The following is a 3,106-nucleotide window of genomic DNA, read 5'->3' on the forward strand; positions in this document are numbered from 1 at the left end:
GTTGTAGGTGAAGGTTTCCGTAAGGACTGCAATAAGTCACCTTTAGAGAACATACCAACCTCATTCATCGTCTCGCCCTCATGCCCTATGGCGATCAGGTCGCGAAAACGAAATCGACTGGAAACTGCTAGCCGAGAAATAGTCTTCGAATCATCACCTAGCCTGAAAGTTTCGCGCAAAGCCACTTCCCTTGGGCTCGCTGGCTTACGGCATTTACTGCCTGTATTCAATCTTCTCGCAAAAATTTATACCTAACAGTACTCGTTAGAGTCAGAGTTCTCCAAAAAAATTGACATCCATGAGTCCATAACATTCCATAAATCGATTCCTTCTGTGGTATTTTCTGGCTTTTCATGCCACCAGATAAAAGCCTCGCCTTTGAATGGGCCATCACCCAAAGCCAAATAATCACCAGCCCCGCTAGAAAAAACTCCTAGCATATCAGGAAGCGTCGGATAATCTTCATCGCACAAATCCTTGATTGGAACAAAATCTTCCAACCTTGATGGCCCCATAGTACAACCAATATAAAACCCAAAGCCATTATGCAATCTTGAATAGAACTGCCTGAAGCTCGCTGGAAGGCTGGGATAACTATCGAGATCTGACCCTTCAACGCCTAGCGGAGCCCCGCCCATATAGAAATACAAATCACCACCCTCGCCATATACATACATGAGATACGGCCTATCACTCACTGCCAAAACAGTTCCTAACACGCATTTGTCGAGCCACGCGCTTACCCAAGGCAAAAACTCAGAAAAATCAGCCCACTCCACAGGAATATGTCTTTTTTCACTATCTAGAAAACCAAACCCAAGCCACTGCTTGGGAAAGTCGACTTCAAGAGGAACATCGTCAGCTGAAAAATACACATCATAACCCTTTAGCTCGCTTGTAATACGTAGCCTTAAAGAATCAGACCAATTCATCTTCATATCACCTCAATACCCCAAAAGCAAACCATTGACATACTGCTGTAATTCCGGCTCTAATTTAGCGCCTTTATCTACCATGGCAGAACGAAACGCCGGATCAACAGAAATATCCCCCTTCTTGTACAGCTCACACTCGGTGAAAGACTTTGCTCCTTTTGAAGTGTTTGCCACTTCACTCAACCCTTGGAAGTTCGGCTCGTAGTTTAGCAATCAACCCATTAGTTATTAAAGATCAAATCTTTAGCATCTAACACCTGCAATATGGTTTTAAATTAAAAATACATGACCGCACATCCGAAATCAGATCCGAACACTAAAAAAGCTGACACAGAACGCCAACCCCAGGCTCCTCGGGACCTATGCCGAGCTTATCATTCACCCTCATATAATCCCACATACTTCAAGCCATTATAATTCGACTTTAGAGGCTTGGAAATATCCGTACCACCATCGGAATACCAAAAAATTGCATTAGCCTTAGTAATACCAAGCCTCAAACACTCCGCCTTTAAATCTTCAATACAACTAGAATCAACCGCAGACTCAATCAAGATTTCATCTAGACTCACCTCCTCCGCTTTCCTTGGTATAATCCCTATGAAATCCTCGTCGTACCATCTCACACCAATATCTCTGCAAAACCCACAAACCTTGTATGCTGGATCATCCAAATCCACAGAATAGTCCAACTCAAAATACTGCAGATAGTCATCCTCCGAAGAGAAATTTGCACCTACCCAAACATGAACTTTTTCATACCGCTCAATACCATAAGAATCCATTTAGCATGCTCCTAGCTTCATGTGCTTGCCGTGATGTGAATCGATCACGCTAAGCGCTTGAGCTTTGCTTTGCGCGCCATTCAAATCTTTAATTAAATTATTATAGAACAGCCTTCCCGCTCTACTACCATGGTGCGGACCGTCCGGCACAGGATTACCATGTTTGTCTGTTACACCCACAAAAGTAATATCTTTAGTCGGCACCGTCATTTCCTTAAGCTCCTGAGCGGTAAAACCTAGTTCTTTTGCCTTCGCCGCTATAGAAACAGGAAACATTTCATGCTTCCTCCCGGGCTCCGAAGGGCAGCTTCTACAGATTTTTTATTATCAACAATATCTTGAGCTGAGACGCTATTGAACCAGCTATCAAAACTATTTTTCTCCCAAGGCACCCAACCCAAAGGGTCAACCCACATAGTCGGCGCCAGCACATAAACATATAAATTAGCACCGCCTCTGAAATCTATTGGATCCTGGGTGATAAATCGCCCAGTTTCTGGATCGTAAAACCGAAAGGTATTGTAATTTAGGCTCGATTCGCAATCAAAACACTGACCTTGGAATCATATGTTCTGCTCTACTCCATTGATCGTTAGCTGCTCTATCTCCCCCCAAGAACGATACGTCGCCTGCCAAACGATCTTGCCGTCACTGACCGTCAGCTCCAACGGCGTGCCAATCTGATCCGTATGGAAGTAATAGACCTTCTGCTCTTCCCCTTCAACCGTCTCCGCCCGCACCAGCCGGTTCTCGCAGTCATAGCTGAAGTGCTGCAGCTTGCTGTGCCCCGAGCGCTTCTCGACCAGATTGCCCCACGGGTCGTAGCGATACTCCTGATCCCGCCACTGTTTGATCCGGTTGTCCTTGACCTTGTCGAACTGCCGCGCATTGAAGTCCAGGCGGTTGGCTGCCGGGTCGTAGCGGAACTCCTCGCTGCCGATCAACGAGCCGGTATCGCGACTGCGCAACTGGCCGTTGGCTTCGTACTCGTACTTGATCTCGCCGCGTAGCTTGTCGAGGGTACGCACCAGTTCACCGGCCGGGTCGTACTGGTAACGGCGGTGGATCGGGTTGTAGGCGTGCTCGACCAGCAACGAGGTATTGATGCCAGTGTTATGCACCTGCGAAAGCTTGTCGGCCGGCAAGGTCGAGGCAAACTGCCAGGCCTTGCGCCCCATGGCGTCATAACCGAAGCAACTGGTGAGCTTGCCTTGGGTGCGGTACACCTCACGGTGCAGGTCATCGCGCTCCATGTCACTGATGACCTGGCCGTCCAGGTTCAGCTGGTGCAGGTGGCCACTGCCGTAATACAGGTGATTGACCTTGCGCCCATCCGGCAAAGTCAGCGTGGTCAAGTTGCTGAGCGGGTCGTACTCGTAGCCAAGC

General features: G+C 47.7%; 4 protein-coding genes and 1 pseudogene. All 5 read right to left on the minus strand.

What is annotated here, in order from left to right; genetic code table 11:
* Positions 1–251: 251 nt before the first annotated feature.
* The gene (locus ACF8GF_RS21545; RefSeq protein ID WP_392488459.1) at positions 252–932 is read right to left on the minus strand and encodes an SMI1/KNR4 family protein; all 681 of its coding nucleotides are present in this window, start codon (positions 930–932) and stop codon (positions 252–254) included.
* A gap of 12 nt (positions 933–944) precedes the next feature.
* Positions 945–1,109 (minus strand): hypothetical protein, encoded by a 165-nt coding sequence (locus tag ACF8GF_RS21550; RefSeq protein ID WP_392488460.1) that lies wholly within the window; start codon positions 1,107–1,109, stop codon positions 945–947.
* 200 nt (positions 1,110–1,309) lie between these two features.
* Positions 1,310–1,720 carry an immunity 22 family protein gene (locus ACF8GF_RS21555; protein WP_392488461.1) on the minus strand — a complete coding sequence of 137 codons (411 nt, stop codon included), beginning with the start codon at positions 1,718–1,720 and terminating at the stop codon, positions 1,310–1,312.
* Complete coding sequence (locus ACF8GF_RS21560; RefSeq protein ID WP_392488462.1) at positions 1,721–1,996, minus strand: hypothetical protein; 276 nt, start codon at positions 1,994–1,996, stop codon at positions 1,721–1,723.
* 116 nt (positions 1,997–2,112) lie between these two features.
* Positions 2,113–3,106 (minus strand): annotated as a pseudogene (locus ACF8GF_RS21565) (RHS repeat domain-containing protein); the annotation flags it as partial.

This window comes from Pseudomonas sp. yb_5 (genome assembly GCF_043103865.1).
GTDB classification, from domain to species: domain Bacteria; phylum Pseudomonadota; class Gammaproteobacteria; order Pseudomonadales; family Pseudomonadaceae; genus Aquipseudomonas; species Aquipseudomonas putida_Y.